Annotated in this window: 20 protein-coding genes; 4 read left to right on the top strand and 16 right to left on the bottom strand. The window is 48.5% G+C overall.

Annotation, left to right across the window (positions count from 1 at the left end; translation table 11 throughout):
- Positions 1–191: T9SS type A sorting domain-containing protein (locus tag K8S15_11630; GenBank protein ID MCD4776684.1), on the top strand; the 191-nt coding region annotated here is incomplete at its 5' end.
- 52 nt (positions 192–243) lie between these two features.
- Here the strand turns inward: K8S15_11630 and K8S15_11635 are convergent.
- The 16 genes from K8S15_11635 to K8S15_11710 form a co-directional block, all read right to left on the bottom strand.
- Entirely contained in the window at positions 244–975 is a 732-nt protein-coding gene (locus K8S15_11635; GenBank protein MCD4776685.1) for a hypothetical protein, read from the bottom strand.
- Positions 976–988: 13 nt separating this feature from the next.
- Positions 989–1,594 (bottom strand): dephospho-CoA kinase, encoded by a 606-nt coding sequence (gene coaE / locus K8S15_11640; protein MCD4776686.1) that lies wholly within the window; start codon positions 1,592–1,594, stop codon positions 989–991.
- Between the two features lie 12 nt (positions 1,595–1,606).
- Entirely contained in the window at positions 1,607–2,974 is a 1,368-nt protein-coding gene (gene mtaB, locus K8S15_11645) for a tRNA (N(6)-L-threonylcarbamoyladenosine(37)-C(2))-methylthiotransferase MtaB (GenBank protein MCD4776687.1), read from the bottom strand.
- The gene (locus K8S15_11650; protein ID MCD4776688.1) at positions 2,952–4,970 is read right to left on the bottom strand and encodes a 30S ribosomal protein S1; all 2,019 of its coding nucleotides are present in this window, start codon (positions 4,968–4,970) and stop codon (positions 2,952–2,954) included. Before K8S15_11650 ends, mtaB begins: the two co-directional genes overlap by 23 nt.
- Positions 4,971–4,996: 26 nt before the next feature.
- Complete coding sequence (locus K8S15_11655) at positions 4,997–5,626, bottom strand: 1-acyl-sn-glycerol-3-phosphate acyltransferase (protein ID MCD4776689.1); 630 nt, start codon at positions 5,624–5,626, stop codon at positions 4,997–4,999.
- The gene (cmk, locus tag K8S15_11660; GenBank protein MCD4776690.1) at positions 5,626–6,279 is read right to left on the bottom strand and encodes a (d)CMP kinase; all 654 of its coding nucleotides are present in this window, start codon (positions 6,277–6,279) and stop codon (positions 5,626–5,628) included. The genes K8S15_11655 and cmk overlap by 1 nt, the downstream gene beginning before the upstream one ends.
- Positions 6,280–6,390: 111 nt before the next feature.
- The gene (locus tag K8S15_11665) at positions 6,391–7,119 is read right to left on the bottom strand and encodes an rRNA pseudouridine synthase (protein ID MCD4776691.1); all 729 of its coding nucleotides are present in this window, start codon (positions 7,117–7,119) and stop codon (positions 6,391–6,393) included.
- Positions 7,100–7,678: an SMC-Scp complex subunit ScpB gene (scpB, locus tag K8S15_11670; GenBank protein ID MCD4776692.1), complete on the bottom strand. Its 579-nt coding sequence runs from the start codon at positions 7,676–7,678 to the stop codon at positions 7,100–7,102. The genes K8S15_11665 and scpB overlap by 20 nt, the downstream gene beginning before the upstream one ends.
- Positions 7,668–8,420: a segregation/condensation protein A gene (locus K8S15_11675; protein ID MCD4776693.1), complete on the bottom strand. Its 753-nt coding sequence runs from the start codon at positions 8,418–8,420 to the stop codon at positions 7,668–7,670. The genes scpB and K8S15_11675 overlap by 11 nt, the downstream gene beginning before the upstream one ends.
- A complete protein-coding gene (locus K8S15_11680) occupies positions 8,417–9,289 on the bottom strand; it encodes a 50S ribosome-binding GTPase (GenBank protein MCD4776694.1) in 873 nt (290 codons plus the stop codon). The genes K8S15_11675 and K8S15_11680 overlap by 4 nt, the downstream gene beginning before the upstream one ends.
- Positions 9,289–10,794, bottom strand: a complete 1,506-nt coding sequence (locus tag K8S15_11685) for a PQQ-binding-like beta-propeller repeat protein (GenBank protein ID MCD4776695.1) — start codon at positions 10,792–10,794, stop codon at positions 9,289–9,291. Before K8S15_11685 ends, K8S15_11680 begins: the two co-directional genes overlap by 1 nt.
- Before the next feature lie 12 nt (positions 10,795–10,806).
- Entirely contained in the window at positions 10,807–11,613 is an 807-nt protein-coding gene (locus K8S15_11690; protein MCD4776696.1) for a L,D-transpeptidase, read from the bottom strand.
- A gap of 14 nt (positions 11,614–11,627) precedes the next feature.
- Positions 11,628–12,557, bottom strand: coding sequence for a DUF882 domain-containing protein (locus tag K8S15_11695; protein ID MCD4776697.1), 930 nt, complete (start codon positions 12,555–12,557; stop codon positions 11,628–11,630).
- A 92-nt stretch (positions 12,558–12,649) separates the two neighbouring features.
- Positions 12,650–13,891 (bottom strand): hypothetical protein, encoded by a 1,242-nt coding sequence (locus tag K8S15_11700; GenBank protein ID MCD4776698.1) that lies wholly within the window; start codon positions 13,889–13,891, stop codon positions 12,650–12,652.
- Positions 13,888–15,156 carry a glucose-6-phosphate isomerase gene (locus K8S15_11705; GenBank protein MCD4776699.1) on the bottom strand — a complete coding sequence of 423 codons (1,269 nt, stop codon included), beginning with the start codon at positions 15,154–15,156 and terminating at the stop codon, positions 13,888–13,890. The genes K8S15_11700 and K8S15_11705 overlap by 4 nt, the downstream gene beginning before the upstream one ends.
- A 13-nt stretch (positions 15,157–15,169) precedes the next feature.
- Entirely contained in the window at positions 15,170–16,039 is an 870-nt protein-coding gene (locus K8S15_11710) for a hypothetical protein (GenBank protein MCD4776700.1), read from the bottom strand.
- A gap of 43 nt (positions 16,040–16,082) precedes the next feature.
- Between K8S15_11710 and K8S15_11715 the strand changes: the two genes are divergently transcribed.
- The 3 genes from K8S15_11715 to K8S15_11725 form a co-directional block, all read left to right on the top strand.
- Positions 16,083–16,802 carry a hypothetical protein gene (locus tag K8S15_11715; GenBank protein MCD4776701.1) on the top strand — a complete coding sequence of 240 codons (720 nt, stop codon included), beginning with the start codon at positions 16,083–16,085 and terminating at the stop codon, positions 16,800–16,802.
- Complete coding sequence (locus K8S15_11720) at positions 16,799–17,725, top strand: polysaccharide deacetylase family protein (GenBank protein ID MCD4776702.1); 927 nt, start codon at positions 16,799–16,801, stop codon at positions 17,723–17,725. The genes K8S15_11715 and K8S15_11720 overlap by 4 nt, the downstream gene beginning before the upstream one ends.
- A gap of 219 nt (positions 17,726–17,944) precedes the next feature.
- The coding region (locus tag K8S15_11725) for a VCBS repeat-containing protein (GenBank protein MCD4776703.1) at positions 17,945–18,920 on the top strand (976 nt) is incomplete at its 3' end.

An 18,920-nucleotide genomic window follows, 5' to 3' on the forward strand; every position in this document is an offset into this window, starting at 1 on the left:
CGGAATCGGGGCCTGTCACCGTTTCCATTTACGATCTTGCGGGAAGACTGAGAGCGTTGCCCGTTGATGGAGAAATGGATCCGGGCACTCATGAGGTCGAAGTCTCAGGTTTGCCGTCAGGTTCCTACTACGTAAGGATGACAGCAGGTAACGATATCGTGCGGAGGGCGTTTACTCTGGCCGGGGAGTAAAGCAAAGACCGGGCGGAAACGCCCGGCCCTTCTGAATATGTTTACTTCAAATTTAATTCACGGCCATTTCAAGGCGTGCTAACTGGTAAGACACAAAATCAGTAGTATCCTGAGATATCTCAAGCGCTGCTTCAAGATTTTCTTTTGATGCTTCGTAATCCTCAAGCGTGTAAAGGATTCTGGAGATTCCTGAGTACGATTCCCATGCAAGCTGGGAATTTTCGGACGTGTTCTGCAGTATCTCGCTGTAAAGGCCCTGCGCGATGGACAGATCGTTAGTGCTGCCTCTGTTCTCAAGAGCTATTGCCAGGTGCAGATTTGCGCTGTTTTCAAGATCTTTCCCCGGGTCAGCAGAAAGAAAACTCTGAAGCTGAGTTATAACTTCACTGTTCATACCGAACATGATTCCGATTTTAGCATCCAGTATTGCTGAGCGTCTTCCGGATTCCCGTCCTGGATACGATCTGTAGTTGTTCCTGGCAATCTGCTGTGCGCTCTGAAGCTGTGCTATTGCAGCATCGACATCACCGTATCTGAGATTCTCAGCTCCCATATTGTACAGTTGCCCCGCAAGGAAGTACTGCGCAAGGGATTCATCGGCCTGTCTTTCGGCGTTACCCGATAGCGACTGAACTATCAGCACGACAACCATTATCGCAATCCCTCCCATTATGAACTGCTTGACGTGATCCTGCAGGAAAGTTAAGCTGTTCATAAGAGCTTCGTTGACAGGATCTTTTTTCAATTCGCTTTTTGTAAGCTTTTTTCTGGTTTTATGGGCCATGTTTTCTCCTGTTTCAAATAAGATGTCTGCCTTTGATTTCTTCGAATATAGTAAGAATCTGCTGCTTCATGTAATCCAGGTCTTTTGAATTATCTACAACGTAGTCCGCTCTTGATGATTTCATATGGACAGGAAGTTGATAGTCCCACCTTCTGAATGCATATTCAGCAGATATACCGTCTCTTATTGTAAGGTGTTTTGCGCTTCTTTCAATAGTGTCTTCTACAGCAATCATATAATCGAGACATCTGTCTATGCCCAGCTCGTAGATAAGGGCACCTTCAAGAACCCATATTCCTTCTCTGCCGGTAAGAACAGCTGCGCTCATCGAAGCCCATTTGACCATGCGGGGATGCAGTATTGAATTCAGCAAATCCATCTTCCCGGGATCATGAAATACGATGCTTCCCAACTCCGATCTAATCCTATCGGTGTTCATTGTCAGGAGATCGGCTCTGGAGAAGCCAGCCGCAAGGTCACTGAGGACAAATGGCTTACTGAGAAGCCTGTGGCCTATTGTATCCAGCGAACATACACCTGCGCAGTGCTCTGCGATGAATCCTGCAGCCGTACTCTGTCCGCATCCGCTGTTTCCTGTAATACCCACCATACAAGCCATTAATACATCATCCTATCTCGTATCCCAGCAGATATCTCTTTCAGTGAGGGTCATTTCCACCAGTTCCCCCTCCCTGCTGCCCGGAGGGCTGATAATGGGAATATAGTTATCTGTCATACCTATCAGTCTGCCGGAATCCTTATGCATCCTGGATTCTACAAGAACAAGAGCATCCGTTCCTATCTGGGATTTCCTGAACCGGTTTCTCATTTTAACCGAAAGTGAGCGGAGATGCTTAGCGCGGTTTGTTATCGTTTCGGTATGTATCATATCTTCGCGCATCGATGCCGCTGGAGTACCGGGCCTTGCGGAAAACGGAAATACATGAAGGTACGCCACAGCTGGATGTGAGATAAGATCTATAGTATTCCTGAAGTCTTCCTCCGTTTCGCCTGGAAATCCGACTATCACATCCGCTCCTATACCGATGCCCGGAAATAGCTCCATACTCCTGTCAAACAATTCCTTAATGTCATCATGCGAGTACATTCGACCCATTTTTTCAAGTATTCGGTCGGATCCGCTCTGAACTGGAATATGCAGATGCCTGCATACACCGGGATAGGCTATGCTTTCAAGCATGTCCGTGGAAAGACCTATGGGTTCCATGGAACTCAGTCGTATCCTGAATCCTCCAATTTCAAGGAGGTCACGTACAAGGTGAGTTAGTCCGTAATCATTCCCATAGAGATCGTTGCCATACCTTATCAGGTCTACTCCTGTAAGCAGTATTTCCCTGAAACCTGCTGATGCAAGCTTCCCTGCCTGTGATAATACCAGTCCTCCCGGCTGGCTTCTGGATGGACCGCGAGCCGCGGGAACGATGCAGTAAGTACAGTGGTTATCGCAGCCATCCTGAACTTTCAGGAATGCCCTTGTCCTATCCATAACCTCAGGCGCGAATGCAGGGAATATAGCGTTGGTATATTCCCTGTGCGCGGAGAACACAGATGTGGGGATACCAAGTCTACCGGCAACTATTTCAACAAGATCATTCTTCGCGGTATTTGGCAGGAGGATCACATCCTGGTCATCGAATTCCCAGGGTGTAACTTCCGCGACACATCCAGTGACAATCACTCTGGCATTTGTATTCCTGCAGAAGGATCGTACGGATTTTCTGGATCTTGCCGTACTTCTTCCGGTTACAGCGCAGGAGTTTACAAGGATAAGTGTGGCTTCATCAGGGTCGGTGACCCTTTCTACATCACATCTGCGTCTGAATTCCTCCAGCAATGCCTCGGTCTCGTACGCGTTCAGCCTGCAGCCCAGAGTATAGCCGTAGATCCGGTGCTTCTGAAACTGCGGGAGGGAGTCATACTCCCCCCCGCTTACTTTTCCGTTACAAGAAGAATTCTTACTTCTTTTCGTCTTCTTCATCTGCTTCCGGTGTCTCTTCCTCGGTTCCTTCTTCAGTCTCTTCGGCAGCCTTCAAAGGCTCTTCCTCGGATTTTTCCTCAGAAGTCTCCGGGGCATCCTCGATGACCTCTTCAGCTTCTTCGGATGGTTCTTCCCCTGGAACCTCAGCGGCATCCTCGATAACCTCTTCGGCTTCTTCGGATGGCTCTTCCCCGGGAGCCTCAGCGGCATCCTCGATAGCCTCTTCGGTTGTGTCTGCGTATCCCTCTGTATCGTTTTCTTCTTCGGGATAAGCGGTTTCTTCTACAACTGCCGCCTTTTCTCTTCCTTCAAGGCTCTCCCTGAAAGCACTCAGTTCCTCCATTGGTCTTCCGTTGAAGTAACTCCTTACACTGAGCACTATCCGTCTGCTTGAGGGTTCAAGCTCGATAACCCTCAATGGGAGTTCATCGCCCACAAGGATTACATCGGATGGATCATCAAGATCCTCCCATCCCAGCTGGCTCTGCGGTACGAATCCTTCTATGTAGTCGTCGAGCCGAACTACAACACCCCTGTCGAGGAGCTGTACAACTTCACCTTTGGCATCCTTACCAACCGGATAGCGATCTTCCATTGAATTCCAGGGGTTCTCCTGCGTCTGCTTCAGACCCAGTGAAATGCGGTTATTCTCCACATCGATATTGAGTACTACAACCTTCAGGCTATCACCTTTTTTAAGCAGATCGGATGGGTGGTTAATTCTTCTTGTCCAGCTCATATCACTGATGTGAACAAGGCCGTCTATTCCTTCTTCGATCTCAATGAACGCGCCGAAAGATGTCAGATTCCGTATTTTCCCCTCGATCTCAGTCCCCACGGGATACCTTTCTTCAATCGAATCCCAGGGGTTATCAAGTGTCTGCTTGAGTCCGAGAGATATCTTCTTCTCTTCCTCATCGACATTGAGAACCATTACTTCGATCTCATTACCAACATCGAGTACTCGTGAAGGATGACGAATATGCTTTGTCCATGACATTTCGGAGATGTGAACAAGACCCTCTACACCAGGCTCAAGCTCAACAAAAGCGCCGTAATCGGTGATGCTGGCAACCTTACCCTTTATTATGGAATCGATAGGATAGCTCTTCGCTACGCCATCCCATGGGAAAGGCTGAAGCTGCTTGTATCCCAGCGAGATTCTCTCGCGTTCTCTGTCGAATTTGAGTATTTTTACTTCGATCTCGTCTCCGATAGCGAACAGGTGTGACGGATGACGCACTCGTCCCCAGCTCATATCTGTGATATGGAGAAGGCCGTCTATTCCTCCAAGATCCACAAAGGCGCCAAAATCGGTAATATTCTTCACTATACCGACATGTACCTGTTCCTCGGCAAGCTCCTTGATGAGAGTCTCTTTCTGCTCTGCTCTGGCCTCTTCAAGAACCTGTCTTCTGCTTACTACTATATTCCTGCGCCTCTTGTTAAGTTTGATAACCCTGAAGTAGTAATCGTTGCCCAGGAACTGCTCAAGGTTGGGTACCTGACGGAGGGCAACCTGCGAACCTGGAAGAAACGCTTCTACTCCCATTATCTTTACCTTCAGCCCGCCTTTGATCCTGCGGACAATGGTTCCTTTAATCTCTGAGCCCGTATCGTAAGCATCCTTGATATCCTTCCATACAAGATGGAAGTGCGCCTTTTCCTTGGATACAGATACTCTGCCGTCCTGGTCTTCAAGGTTCTCGATAAGGACATCCACCGGTTCCCCGGGAACGATCTCCTCATCTTTTCCGAATTCGTTCATCGGGATAACACCCTCGCTCTTGTAATTGATATCTACAATTACTTCGTTACCGACCCTCCTGAGAAGCTTTCCGGTAACAATCGCGCCTGGTTTTATCTGGTGCGATCCAATGTTTTCAAGATACTGGATTTCCAGCTCTTCCCGCTGGGCAGCCGAGTAATCCTGTCCTTCGATAGCCTCGATCTCCTCAAGAGTAAGGCCAACGATAAGTTCGTCCTTTTTAGTCACTTTTTTCCTTTCTTTTCTATTTTACATTAGCAATTTGAGTATAATCCTGCTTCTATACCTGTTTCAGCTATCGCCGAGATCACCGCTTCGGCCATAGCGTTTTTCCCTTCTTTCTTCTTTATTTCCATCAATTTTCTACTTGAAATCAGTTTACCAAAACTGACACTGAAAGGTTTGCCTGTTCTTGTCAGCGCTTTCCACGCATGATCTGTACCCCATATGAATGCCGGTAAAACCGGGGCTCTGGATGCAGATGCTATCAGGCTTATTCCAGCTTTTGCCGGCAGGAGCCGTCCGTCATGGCTTCTGGTACCTTCCGGAAATATTACAACGGCCTCTCCCCCTTTGAGCGAATCTATTGCAATTCTGAGAGATTTCGTATCGATTCCTGCCCTGTTCACAGGGAAAGCGTTCAGTTTCCTGAGGAAGAATTGGCCAAACCTGTGTCTGAAAAGCTCAACCTTTGCCATGAACGATATGCACCTTGGAATGGCAAATCCCAGCACTGGAGGATCAAGTTCCGAAATGTGATTGCAGACAATTATGACACCGCCTTTTCTTGGAACTCTCTCGGCCCTCTGCACATGGAATCCGAATAGAAGCCGGGTAAACCAGCCACCGTAGTATTGAATCCGTATTCTGAGCGATTCTTTCATCAGGTTTTCACCACTATATCTCTATAAAGTTTCAGAACGGCTGAAACCTGCTGTTCGATGCTCATAAGGGTCGAATCAAGAATTACTGCCCCGGGAGCCAGCCGAAGCGGGCTGTCAGCCCTGCTTCTGTCTCTGTGGTCTCTCATAAGCTGGGATTTCAGAAGCACGTCGAAATCGGCGCTTTTACCCGCGGCGTTGAACTCCCTCCACCTTCTCACAACACGTATGGCAACGTCAGCGATAACGTATACTTTCAAGTCTGCCTGAGGAAAGACCACGGTTCCCATGTCTCTTCCTTCAGCAACCGTATCATGGTTCTCGGCGAACCTGCGCTGAAGAAGAACCATCTCGCGCCTGACCGGAGTACCCGATGATATCCTGCTGGCGGCATCGCTTATTTCCGGGGTTCTTATAAGCGCTGAAACATCCTCATCATCAATAAAGACGTTCCCGTCTCTGATGTCAATTGAATGGCGTCGAATTACCTCAGCTACCCGAAAGGGATCATCGAGGTCTATCGAATTACGGATTGCCAGTAAAGCCGAGGCGCGGTACATGGCTCCGGTATCAAGATAGGAATAACCCAACCTCTGTGCAACCAGTCGAGCTGTGGTGCTCTTCCCGGAAGCAGCAGGTCCGTCTATGGCTATTATTCTAGTCAGGCAGGTCAGGCAAGGTCACACCCTTTCTATTTAAGTGGCTGCAAATATTTGCATAAACAGGATATAAGTCAAGAGTGTGTATTTTTTCTATTGGTATTTACACTATTCACGGACAAGTTTTACAGCTTTCATCAATGTCTTGAGCTCATCATCAACCAGCAGGCGCCACTCGCCGCGCTCAATACCTTTAAGTGTAACAGGCCCATATCTAACACGTTCAAGTCCTTCAAATTGAATGTCACATGCTTCAAAAAGTCGGCGAACCTCACGGTTCCTTCCTGTACGAAGAACCAGGTTAACTGATTTCTTGCCTGATGGTTCGACTGAAAGTGGTTTTGAAAATTCCCCGCTTCCAATTGACGCGCCCCTTCTCAGGGATCGGAAAACCGACGAATTTGGCGTGTTCTTCAGGAATATCCTGTATTCCCTTTCAACCTCCCATGATGGATGCGTGAGACGGTTCACCAGCTCTCCGTCATTGCTGAGTATGAGTAACCCGCCCGTATTGATATCCAGACGTCCTACTGGAACGGTCCCGGAAGGAAGGCCTTTGATCAGTTTAAGAATTGATCTTTTTGAATCCGGTGACAGGGTTGTTTCGAAACCATGAGGTTTGTTGAGAGCAGCCGTTCTGAAAGGCTGAAGCTTCACTGTCTGCCCTCGGTACATCACTTTGTCTTCATTGGAAACCCTGAATCCGGGAACAGTTACAATTTTCCCGTTAACAGATACTTTCCCACCCTGTATCAGAAGATCGCTCTTCCTTCGTGACGCTATCCCTGATCTTGCGAGGAATCTGTTAAGTCGGTAATTATTCTTTGCCTGAGCCAAACAGATCCCTTTCTTCCATCTCGGAAGAACTCATGCCAAGGAGTTCTTCAACTTCATCGAATCTTGGAAGGTGGTCAAGGTTGCTTAACCCGAAATACGCGAGGAAGGCTTTTGTTGTTGAATAAAGCAAAGGTCTTCCCGGTGTTTCCATTCTACCTGAGATCTTTATCATATCCCGCTCAAGCAGGGTTCTTATGGCACTGTCGCAGTTCACTCCTCTGATCGATTCTATTGCCATTCTTGTGCATGGCTGGCTGTAAGCGACTACAGCCATTGTCTCAAGGGCTGCCCTTGAGAGTTTTCCGGGTTTTCTTCCTTCAAAAAGCTGCGAAACAACACCTCCGAACTCACTGTCGGTTGCTATGCTGAATCCGCCTGCAACATCCACTATCGTAAAAGCATGCTGCTGATCCATGAATGACTTGTTCAGTCTGTCCAGTGCCTGATGAATTGAATCTTCACCGCTTCCTGTGTATTCACACAATTGCTGTACACTCAACGGCTCTTCCGAAGCAAAGATAAGTGCTTCCACTTCTCTTGCCAGTCTGTCAAGAATCAATGCTCCACCTTTCGGTTCGTTGAATTTCAATTTCCGAGAACGGGTACGCTTGATGGCAGCATACCCATCCTCTTCTGATAAGCTCAAGTAATGTGATGAAATATGAAACAATCCTGGATCTTGTAGGCTCCGGGCCAACGATTGTTTTGAATGGAATGATCCTGCCGGGTACAATGTCCTTTTCAAGTGATCTTATACATTCGCTGATAGTGAGAAGGGTCCGCTGAATTCTCTGGGTAGGGATTTCAGGTTCCTCTTCGGAAAGGCTGTTGAGTGCTTTCAGAAGGTCAAGCAGTGATGTCTGCCCCGGTTCAATCTCGTTGAAATCAGCAGACCATCTGTCACGTTCACCGGGTGAAGTGTATATCGCGGTCCAGGTTTCTTCGCTTCTCTGCAGTTCTTCGGCTATTTCGCGAAATGTTCTGTATAGAATCAGCTGACGCCTCAGTTCAGCTCCGGGATCAGCATCGTCCTCACTGTCGAACCTGTGGGTCGGAAGGAGAGATTTGCTTTTGATCTTCGTTAGCGTCGCCGCCATGACAAGGTATTCGCTGGCTATGTCCAGGTCGAGTTCTCTGGCTTCTCTGATGTACTTAAGGTACTGATCGGCTACATGAGCAACGGGAATATCGTAAATATCGATCTCATCCCGCCTTATAAGATACAGAAGAAGATCAAGAGGTCCTTCGAAGGATTCCAGTTCTATTCTGCAGCCTCTCGCGTAAACCGTCTGTTCCGTCAACAGACGTACCCGAATTCAATCAGGTCATCAATGTTATCCGGCCATGCTTCGCGAACCTTAACCCACAGATCAAGGTAGAGTGGTCTTTCAATTATTCTGGAGGCTCCCTCCGATGCTATATCAGCAATATTCTGAAGCATCGTTCCCTTTCTGCCTATTACCACGCCCTTGTTGGAATGACGGGCAACATGCAGGTTGGCTCTTACATATCTCTTCTCATCGCGGATGGAAAACTCTTCAATCTGCACTGCAGTGACAGCGGCAATCTCCGATGGAAGAACACTGAAAAGACTTATTCTGATCTGCTCACTAACCAGGAACCTCTCCGAATGGAGAGAAGTGCAGCCATCCGGGAACAGTCTGCCCCTTTTCGGTATGTATTTCAGCAAGACCTCGCGAAGTCTTTTAATGCCCTGTTCACAGGGGGAGCATACCGGAACTATCTCCTGATAGTTAACCAGCATTGAAATCTGGTTTGTAAAAGCGCCGTGGAGTTCAGCTGGAAAGTAGTCAATAAAAGTAGGCACGAATATTGTCGGTATCGGCCTTACGCGGTTTACAAATGCTCGCAGAACCCCGGATTTCAGCTGTGCTGATAATTCGGTGGTATTGAGAGCCAGGCATATGACATCGACGCTGCTGAACAGTTTTTCATCTTCGTAAAATTCCAGCGGTGGAGTATCGATGAAACAGATTTGATCCTTTTCCGTCATGTATATGCTTGAAATTGGAATCCGTGTTGTACCTTTATATATATGCGAAGGGGATATGTTCCTTCCTGAAATGGCATTAATCAGCGCGGATTTCCCTGAATTCGCCAATCCGGCTATGGCAACGTATCCTGAGTGTTTTATTTCCGGCTTCTCCATCACTCCGTCTCCGTTGAATCAGTATCGCATGCAGGCTCGTCATCTGTGTTTTCAGGAAGAGCCTGTATCATTTCTGCAGGAGCTTCCTCATCTTCCACGACAACCTCTTCAATAACTTCTTCCGGCTGTTCTTCCGGCTGTTCTTCCGGCTGCTCTTCCGGTTGCTCTTCCGGCTGTTCTTCCGGCTGTTCTTCCGGCTGCTCCTCAACCGGTTCTATTGATTCTTCCTCGCGTATGGTACCCAGAAGCGCAACAAAATCACCTGATGTATTCCCGTAAAATATAGTACCGTTCTGGAGGAGAGGAGCTGTTCCGGAATAGCCGTCCATTTCAAGTGAATCAACCTTTGCTCCGGTTTCAAGTTCAACGATGTGCAGGCGCTGATCATCGCAGGCTATGTAAACCAGTTCCTCGCCCACGACAGGCGGCAGCTGAAGCCAGTTATCGAAATTCTGTCTCCAGATTACGCTTCCCCCCGCGGCTGTGAGTGATACAAGCTGCCCGTCATTGGTGCCTGATAAAACCACGTTACCAGCAATTACCGGTCTTGCCATGACGCATCTTGAGACAGAGCTAACAATATCTGTTTCCCACAAAACATGCCCGTCATCCAGTGAGAATTTTCTTACTACACCGTTCGAAAAGCCTGCATATACACCTGTACTATCCGCCGATGGCGGTGATGCCTGACTGCTGTAATCCTTTGACCAGAGCTGATTCCCCGAAGGGTCGAATGCGGTAATTTCCCCGCCTTCGGTAGAAAAAATAATCATGGAATCAATTATTACAGGACCAAGGACTATTCCTCCTATCTCATCATCCCAGACCGGTTCGCCTGTTCGCGCGTTCAGCGCGCAAACTTTGCCCATTGAATTCCCTGTGACAATAAGCGTATCGGATAGAATGCCTGTGTCACAGAATACATGGTAGCCAAGACCGGACGACCACAGTTTGTTTCCGGAGAACCTGTCGATGGCGTAAATCACTCCGTCCTGTCCGCCGAAATAGACTGTGGTGGAATCCACAGCCGGTTCTCCGCAGATTCCGCAAGCAGTACCGAATGTCCATTTTACAGAACCGGTGACAGCGTCAACTGCTCGCAGATTGCCGTCGTTGCAGCCAAAGTATAGCATTCCGTCCACAAGAGCCGGAGACGAAAAGAATTCCCTTCCCGCGTTGGATCTCATATACCAGAGGGTGTCGAAAGGAGCGGTGATATCCGGGCCCCATCCGGCATTGCCGGTGGATAAAGCTCTTGCTTGAAGCCAGAACTGAGGCATTTCCTCATTGAAGTTTTCAATTGCAGGCAGAGAATCCTCAACAGGAACCGCCTGAGCAACTTCCGCATGTTCCCCGTTCGATCCGTTTGAGTTGAAAATCATTGAGATAAGAAACAACAGAAAAAGTACAGCTATAAGGCTTATTCCAATAGTGGTAATATACCTGCTGTCGCTATTCCGGGAAGTTTGAAGGTCCTCTTCAGTGTGTGTCTGCGATTTTTGCAACGGAACTGCCTTTCAGTATATAATTACCGGAGCACCAACAGGAAGTGACCTGTAAAGAACTTCCAGATCACTACTTCCCATTCTTATGCATCCATGGCTGACGTTTCTTCCTCTGCCTACTCCATAATGGATGAGAATTCCCCCGCCGAGATCTATTTTGTACGAGCCCAGAGCTCCGGGAACCCTTTGAACAAATACTCTTTCTGTCGCTGTAAGCGAATCATGGTAATAGGTTATCTGTTCCTCCCAGGATATGGTGTCAGGTATAACGACGTATTCATCTGGTTCGGGAGGAATCATATTCATCTCTTCCCAGTACCAGTCAGGCCTGTACCAGTATGGATTCTCACCTTTTTTTACTACGTACCTGAGACCCCTGGGTGTGGTAAAATTCCATACCTGGCCATTTTCATTGCCTGTCCAGCCCTTTCCGGTTCCACAGTAGCCTGACCTGACCAGAACATCGTCCCCGTTGCCGATGTTTCTTCTGAGGTGAAATCTGTTCTGATAGGTATCGATCAGAAGGTAATACCCTATATAATTCTCTCTCAGCTCAATTTCCTGCATTCTCATCTGAAGGGAATCCAGTCTGTACGACATCAAGCCCAGAGAATCCTCCCTCAATCGGTAGAAGGCATTGATATCAGCGAGTGTATCCCTTTCCGCGCTAAGCGCCCTCAATTCGCTTCCGGTGAACCTGTAGTCCATCTGAAGATTCTTCAATCTTCTTGAGAGTGTATTCGCGCTTACAAGGCTTATAATGAATCCTGCCAGAAGCACACAGGCAAGCACGATAACGGCGGTTCTGAGTGAATTCATTCCGTTCTTGCCTTTCAAATGACAGGATTCGATACAAGGGTTCTTGTCGTGGGCCATACAGCCCTGCTCCCGCGGATGTCAATGTGGACGAATGGGCCATGGGTTGGAATCCATCTATAGGCGGACGCTCCGCCCGTTACAACCTTCCCTTCAACTTCCAGTACCCTTACTATCTCAACAAGATATTCACCATCGTATACATCAACCCGCTTGTTCCGGTCTATGTCGTCCATTAAGTTGTTCGAAGGCCAGCTTTCAATCCATATATCGGCTGCTTTTCCATAAAGATGAAGGCTCTCGTTAGTATCGTTGCCGATAGCCGCATTGTATGCGGGAGATCTAAAACCACTGATATTGTGAATATCGGATGCCTGGGGATAAACTTCCTGTACAGCTGCCAGAATAGCTTCGAGCTTATCGGCAAGCCTGAGATCAAAGGCCATGTATTGCGGGTAACTTCCTTCAACATGACAAAGAAACTGACCAAGGGTCAAATGGGTTGAAATCAATGCCCCGGATGAAGCGGAGTTCAGTTCTATGAAATAGTCCGGAATCCTGTTACGGTTGTTCCCGTTTCCGTAGCTCCCTATCAGACAAGAATTAAGAGTGGCTGTCCTCCATCTGCAGGATTCAACGGGAACTATTACTGTATACTTCTGCACCGCGTCTTCGCTGCTTACGTCAATACTGAAGACACCATGATTCCTGGGAGCTCTCCATCCGAAGGAAGCACCAGCACCATTTGAGGGGTATCCGTTTGTCGCACTCCATCCGGTATTCTCATCCTGTACCGATAATGTCACAGAATCACCGGGCATTACGACAAATGCCAGCCTTTGAGCGGGCAGAGATATTCCATTTACGTGAAGATCAAAAGAAGGCTGCGACGGTGAAGGGTCATCCGAAGTTGAAAAGAGCATCATCCATACAATCAGCCAGTGCATTCTTCCATTATCCTCTCAAATATCTACTGAATCAGCAATACTTCATGTTTTACCAATGAATATACGTCTTCCATCAACAGCTGGAAATGACACTAGTGTCTGTCATCCTCTTCAATAATTCGCGGTGGGTAGTCACTGAATGCCCATGTTATCCCGAAAGAACAGCTTCTATAGTCATCCAGAACATCCTCAAGGTCGAAAATGAATGCAAACCTACCTAAAGTAAACAAGGATTTGATATCCATGGTTCCGCTTGTACTGGTGTCAGCATGCAGAAGTTCCCACGAGATGCCTCCGTGTATCCTTCCGGAAGCTCCCCAGGGCAGTGAGGGCAGCACAACGCCCTGAAAACGAACAGTATCTTTTTTCATTGAAGTTCCGGCATGCAGAAAACCGTAATCGGTACTTATCAGAGATTGAATCCCCCCTTCAAAACCGTTCTTATCAGCTTCCAGCACTATCTCAACAGGATCGATACCGGCAACTCCTACGAATCGCGGATGAGAATCAGGAACAACAGCGATCCCTGCCTGAAAATTGAATATGCCGGTTTCAGCAAGTATTCCGGCCGTGCCCCCCAGTGAAATATCTCCGTCAAGATCGATAATATCGCTTCGGATAACACCCGTCATTCCACAAACAGGATATTCCGTTCGGAGATGAGCTTCCGCGCTTTTGACCGAATCATCAGAAATGCTGACCGAACCTGCGGCTCGGATATCCAACCTGGATATTTCCATTCGATAGTAACCCAGGGCTTCCCAGTATCTGCCCGCAGTGTGCAGATGGGCGAACGAAAAACGAATTAACGCATCATCGGTATTCCATCCAGCCCACAGTGTATAACCATCCTCAGTTGTCTTCCAGCTGCGCCCCCCCGTTTCAATATCGCCTCGCCGCATGATGTACCTCTGATTATTCAGTGTATCCTCTCTGGACATGGTGAAATCAATCAGCAGGTCGGACAGCAGAGGTCTTCTTAGGTATGCTGAATATCTGTTCCGTGATGAGCTGTTCTGAGTAAGGCCGACACCGCTTGCGAACGAACTGTCGGGAACAGCATAGGAAGTGAAATCCATCTCCCAGCTTCCGTTTCCCCACACCCCTGCCTCAAGCGGAGATCTCAGTGTCAGCGATTCGAACGAACCCCATGGGGGAAATGACTGAAATCCGGAGTTAAGCACGGGAACTCCGTCGCGGACAAATCCCGTTTCCCAGCTAAGCATGTGTGAAACGGTCCATGAGTAAATAGATGATGTTTCAAGAGCGTCAGCCGGATTCGGATAAAAAACCGGGAAAGCAGTCAGCGCGCTCAGGATAAAGCAGTGTATCAAACCTCGTACCCCGGACGGTTAAGTGCCGAATAGGTCAGAACCTTTCCTCTCTCCACACCTGGCTGGTCAAGGGGGTTGATATCAAGAGCAAGCCCTGCAAGAACGGTTGCTATTTCGAGTGACATGAGTAGTTCTCCCAGTGCTCTTTCATCGAACTTCTTCATTTCGATGTAACTGACCGGTATTCCGTTCTCTTCAAGTGCTTTACCCGTTGATTCGGCTTCAGCCGTTCTAAGTTCATCAGTGGTAATACCTTCAAGGTACGAAAGAGATGGGTAATCTTCGAAACCACATGGCAATTTCAGGGCATTACTGTCCGGTGGTGTTGTGAGTATCGTCACGGTCTTGTCCTCAGGACCCTCCATGAACAGCTGAACCAGTGAATGCTGGTCGGCAGGCCCCCTGCACGCAAGAGGAGTCTGTCCCGTAAGGGTTGGATCTCCCGAGAGATTCCTCTTCTTCCCCAGACTTTCAGCCCAGAGCTGGGAAAACCAGAGAGCTGTGTCGAATAGCCTGTCGTTGTATGGAAAGAACGTATGGACAGGATACCTGGAAAAATTGCACAAAAATCCAGCGGCAATTTCCGCGGCAAAACTAGTGGAACCTTTCTCACGAAAATCAGCCGCGACTGCCCCCGCGCCCCGAAGCAGGGCTTCTATATCAATTCCGGCAAAAGCGGCAGGAAAGAGGCCTACCGGGCTGAGAACGCTGAATCTTCCTCCCACGGATGGAGGAACTGGAAGTGAGTGCCATTTTCTGTCCAGTACAAGCCGCCTGAGGTCACCCTTGAGGGGATCAGTTATGGCCGTTATTGTTCTTTCCCCGTTTGCCGATTCCGCTATCCATCTGAAAAAAGAAAGAAATATGGACAGTGTTTCAGCTGTGCCGCCTGACTTCGTAATAACCGTAACCGATGTCCTGTCCGGATTCATAGCCCTTGTTATCTCATCGATCAGACCGGAATCCGGCGAATCGGCGACTATCACTTTCGCCTTTTCATCAAAAGCTCCGGGAAATGCGCTGAGAAGCGCCCTGAGCCCAAGAGATGAACCGCCAATCCCGCAGACTATCATGCGGTCAGCGATCCCCCCTATCGTATCTGCCAACCGTAATGTTTCGCCAAGCAGTTCCGAATCCGCAGGAAGGCTCATGAAACCCAGTTTGCCTTCTTCTTCCCACTTATCAAAGGTACTGATTATCCTACCGGGAAGAGGGACGTAATCGTAGGAAGTTCTGAAAACAAGCTCGGACACTTCAGTGTTCAATGGGATTCTCCATTCATTTTCCGGCCCATGTCAGAAGATCAACCAGAACTGGTTCTTCCGGCAGTAAGACCACCAGGCTGTTGTTCTTCATTCCAGTCCGAATGACTGATATTGTATCGTAATCTACAGTAATTAAATAGCTTTCAAGATCACTTTCGTATACAGCTTCACGGGGCACTGCCACAAGTTCAGAAAATCCGGCTTCAATGACAGAAAGTTCCCCCGAATATACAGCATATCCAGACCTTTCCTCAACGAAACGGATGCCACCGCTGCCGGAAGGCCAGAAGTTCATGGTACAGTCAGACGGAGGGAAAACATGGAACAGCTCACTGCTTGCGACTGAAATCTCCGCAAACATATCTCCGGGTCTTATACGCTGATCGACCGCAATATGAATACGTTCCAGGGTTCCTTCAAGCGGGGACAGGTACGAGGTCTTTTCGCAGGACAACAGAGAATCCATTAGGAGATCCAGGCTGTCCACCCTTTCCCGAAGCAGTGTATCCGATGGCGCCGAGGACAGCATAGCTGAAGCAAGATCAAATTGCATTGCAAGCCTCTCCCGTTCAACAATATGAAGATCCTCTCTCAGTTGAAATAGAGTATCACCGGTATGGATCTCCTGCCCGGATGAAGCGTATACATCGGTGACCACAGCCGATCCTTCCCCTGACCACTTAACCGATACGGTATCCGGAGGCGAAACCTCAAAACCGAATCCTGTAACTTCAACAGTGTGTGCTACTGAAGGTTCACGTTCTACGGAAGGGACAGCTTCCACCTCTTCATTAGCAGTTCCGCAGTTTGATAACAGCAGCAATCCGGCAAGCACAATACCGCGAAGGACTGGACAAATCATACTGCGGATAGTAATTTTCACTGGTTCTAACACCCCTTATCACTCAAATCACGAAAGAAGAAGCATGAAATCCCGATTACACATTGCCATCACTGTGCTTTTCCTGGCTTCTGTGCTTATCCTGCAGGGCTGTGGCGAAACCAGAACATCGGGTTTCTACGCTGGAGCCACCACTACCTATACCGCAATTTCGGATACTGCCGCCGTATATACTTCAACAGTCTATTCAACATCACCAGAAACCGAAGACACGCTGTTGAACTGCACCTTTGATAATATCCTCTCCGAACCATTCGGTTCCTCATGCTATTACGAAGTCTACAATGGATCGATGCACATAGACAACTCCATTTTCAGCGATCCCGTTATTCTTCTTTCCACAGCCGGCCTCGTCGACGATGGCCTTGTTGAAGCACAGTTCGACCTTTTGCATGCTTCAACTCACTGCGTTGTAGGGCTTGTAGTGGGTGCTGAATCAACCGATGATTTTCTGCTGCTTGGAGTTAATTCCAGGGGACAATACACAATTCAGAGGTGTATCAACGGCCTTTGGCTGCCCGTAATGGGGCTCGATTCCTTTGAATCAAGCAGGCTTCTCCCCTACAGCCAGCCAGGAGTCGAAGTATCGGCACTGGTTCACGGCAATTACATAGACCTCAGGGTGAACGGACAGCTGATACAGGTTGTAAGAACTCCAATGCCTGCCATGGGTCAGGTTGGAGTATTCATTGACGGCTACGTGAACACTAACCTTGACCGTATCACTGTGGTTCCTTCACAATGATACAGCTCTTCATCTCGATGCTGATTCTATGGTCCCCCGGAACGGGCAAAGCGACCTGCCTGAGCTACACCGATCCCGAACCGATAGATAGCAGCTCACCGAGTGGAATACCGGTTCTCATGTATCACCATGTGAGTGACCCGGTTAACGGATACTACGGAGTATCCACGGGCAGACTCCTTACCGACCTCCAGCTGCTGGATGAGGCAGGTTTCTTCCTTATATCAGCCGAAGATATCGAGAACAGCCTTATGCAGGTTCCACAGGATCGCAAACCTGTAATGCTTACTTTTGACGATGGGTGGCAGGATAATTTCAATTTCATAGGCAATGGTAATTCGGTGGAGATAGATCCGGATTGCGTTGTGGCAATCCTTGAGGATTACTGCAACGAACATCCCGAATTCGGCCATACTGCAACGTTCTTCATATCCTGGGACAAAATACCGTTCGGCCAGGAGGAATACACAGCGGAGAAACTCAACCTTCTGCTTGATATGGGTTACTCCATAGGAAATCACACTAATATGCATGATGATTTCATAAGACTCCCCCGGGACAGATGGGAGAACTCGGTGCTTCTGCCGATGGTAAAATTCCATAAAAGGCTCGGGTTGCGAATCACTGAGGTTTTCGCGATGGCTTATCCAGGCGGTAGATTTCCAAAGGGCATAGGGGCGGAAGAGTATCTCGCCGGATTCAGTTTCATGGGCAGGCAGGCTGTCAGAATGGGCTTTCTTGCCAACGGAAGCGTTTCCTCGATCAGAAGCCTCCTTGATTCACCCGAGGGCTGGTTCCGTTTTGGAAGGCTTGATATGAGCCAGTACAGTGTCAGACAACTTCTTGACTGGAGAAACATCATGGACGCAGGTCCGCGAGACAACCTTCACGATCCCCTCAGGTATCGCATTCCTCATAGGTGATCTGCACGTTCAATCATCACATTATAAGATACACGATACCGGAACTCCAGTATCAAATGAAGGAATAACAGATCAATTTACCGCGAATTAATATTGACGTTGCACTACTATTCCTGCTATCATCTTATAAGATAGGAACTGCTGTCGTACAGGAACCCGTGTAATGCAACCCATCGATATCCGTATCGGCTGGATTCGTCTGGAGAACGGGGAGATCTGATGAAAACTCTGTCTATACTTGCAATAATATCGGCCATCTTATACGCTGATGAATCGCAACAGACAGATTGGTCTGATGGGCCGGGAGAGCCTGGCCCGGTGAGCGGCTACTGGGGGGCGGCCTTCAGTAATCATACGGAGATGGACTGGAAGGATCTTCCAGGCAGCCTTTTCCTGGCGCTGAGAGCTATCGCGCACGAGGTTACCAGATACATGGGCAACCTTCATACGGGCTATGCAGCAGACATGGACGGTGACGGCGACATGGATATACTGAGCGATTCGGGGTACAGGGCGCTGATAGCATGGTTCGAGAACGACGGCACTGGTGGCGGTTGGGAGCAACATGATGTAAGCGGTACAGGGGAAATATATGCACCCCGTGCATGCTATGCAGCAGACATGGACGGTGACGGAGATATGGACGTTCTTGGTACTGAGAACTCCACAACTTACGAAAGGATTTATCTTTGGATAAATACGGATGGAACCGGGATTACATGGAATACGCACATAATTGCCGATGCTCTGTATTCACCGAATTGTATCTGTGGCTCGGACGTGGACGGTGATGGAGACAGCGATATTGTAGCAGGCGATTTCGGCCCTGACGGTCAGATCATATGGTACGAGAACCAGATCATGTCGGAGCCATGGCCTGCTCATGTTGTTGCTTCTGCGCCTCAATGCTACGATCTGCATACTGTCGATATCGATCAGGACGGAGATATTGACATTCTCAGCGCGAACTGGTGGATAAACAACGAACTCAACCTCTGGGAGAATGACGATGGAACGGGCAATTCCTGGACCAGACATAGAATATGCAATGACATCGGCGATGCAACTTCGGTCTGTGCCGGTGATATCAACGGTGATGGTAATCTGGATGTAATAGCCACTGGCTACGGTGATGATGCAAGAATATCCTGGTTCGAGAATTCGGATCCCCTCCCGGGAACATGGATCGAACACG

The organism is Candidatus Aegiribacteria sp. (assembly GCA_021108005.1).
Taxonomy (GTDB): Bacteria; Fermentibacterota; Fermentibacteria; order Fermentibacterales; family JCC-6; genus Aegiribacteria.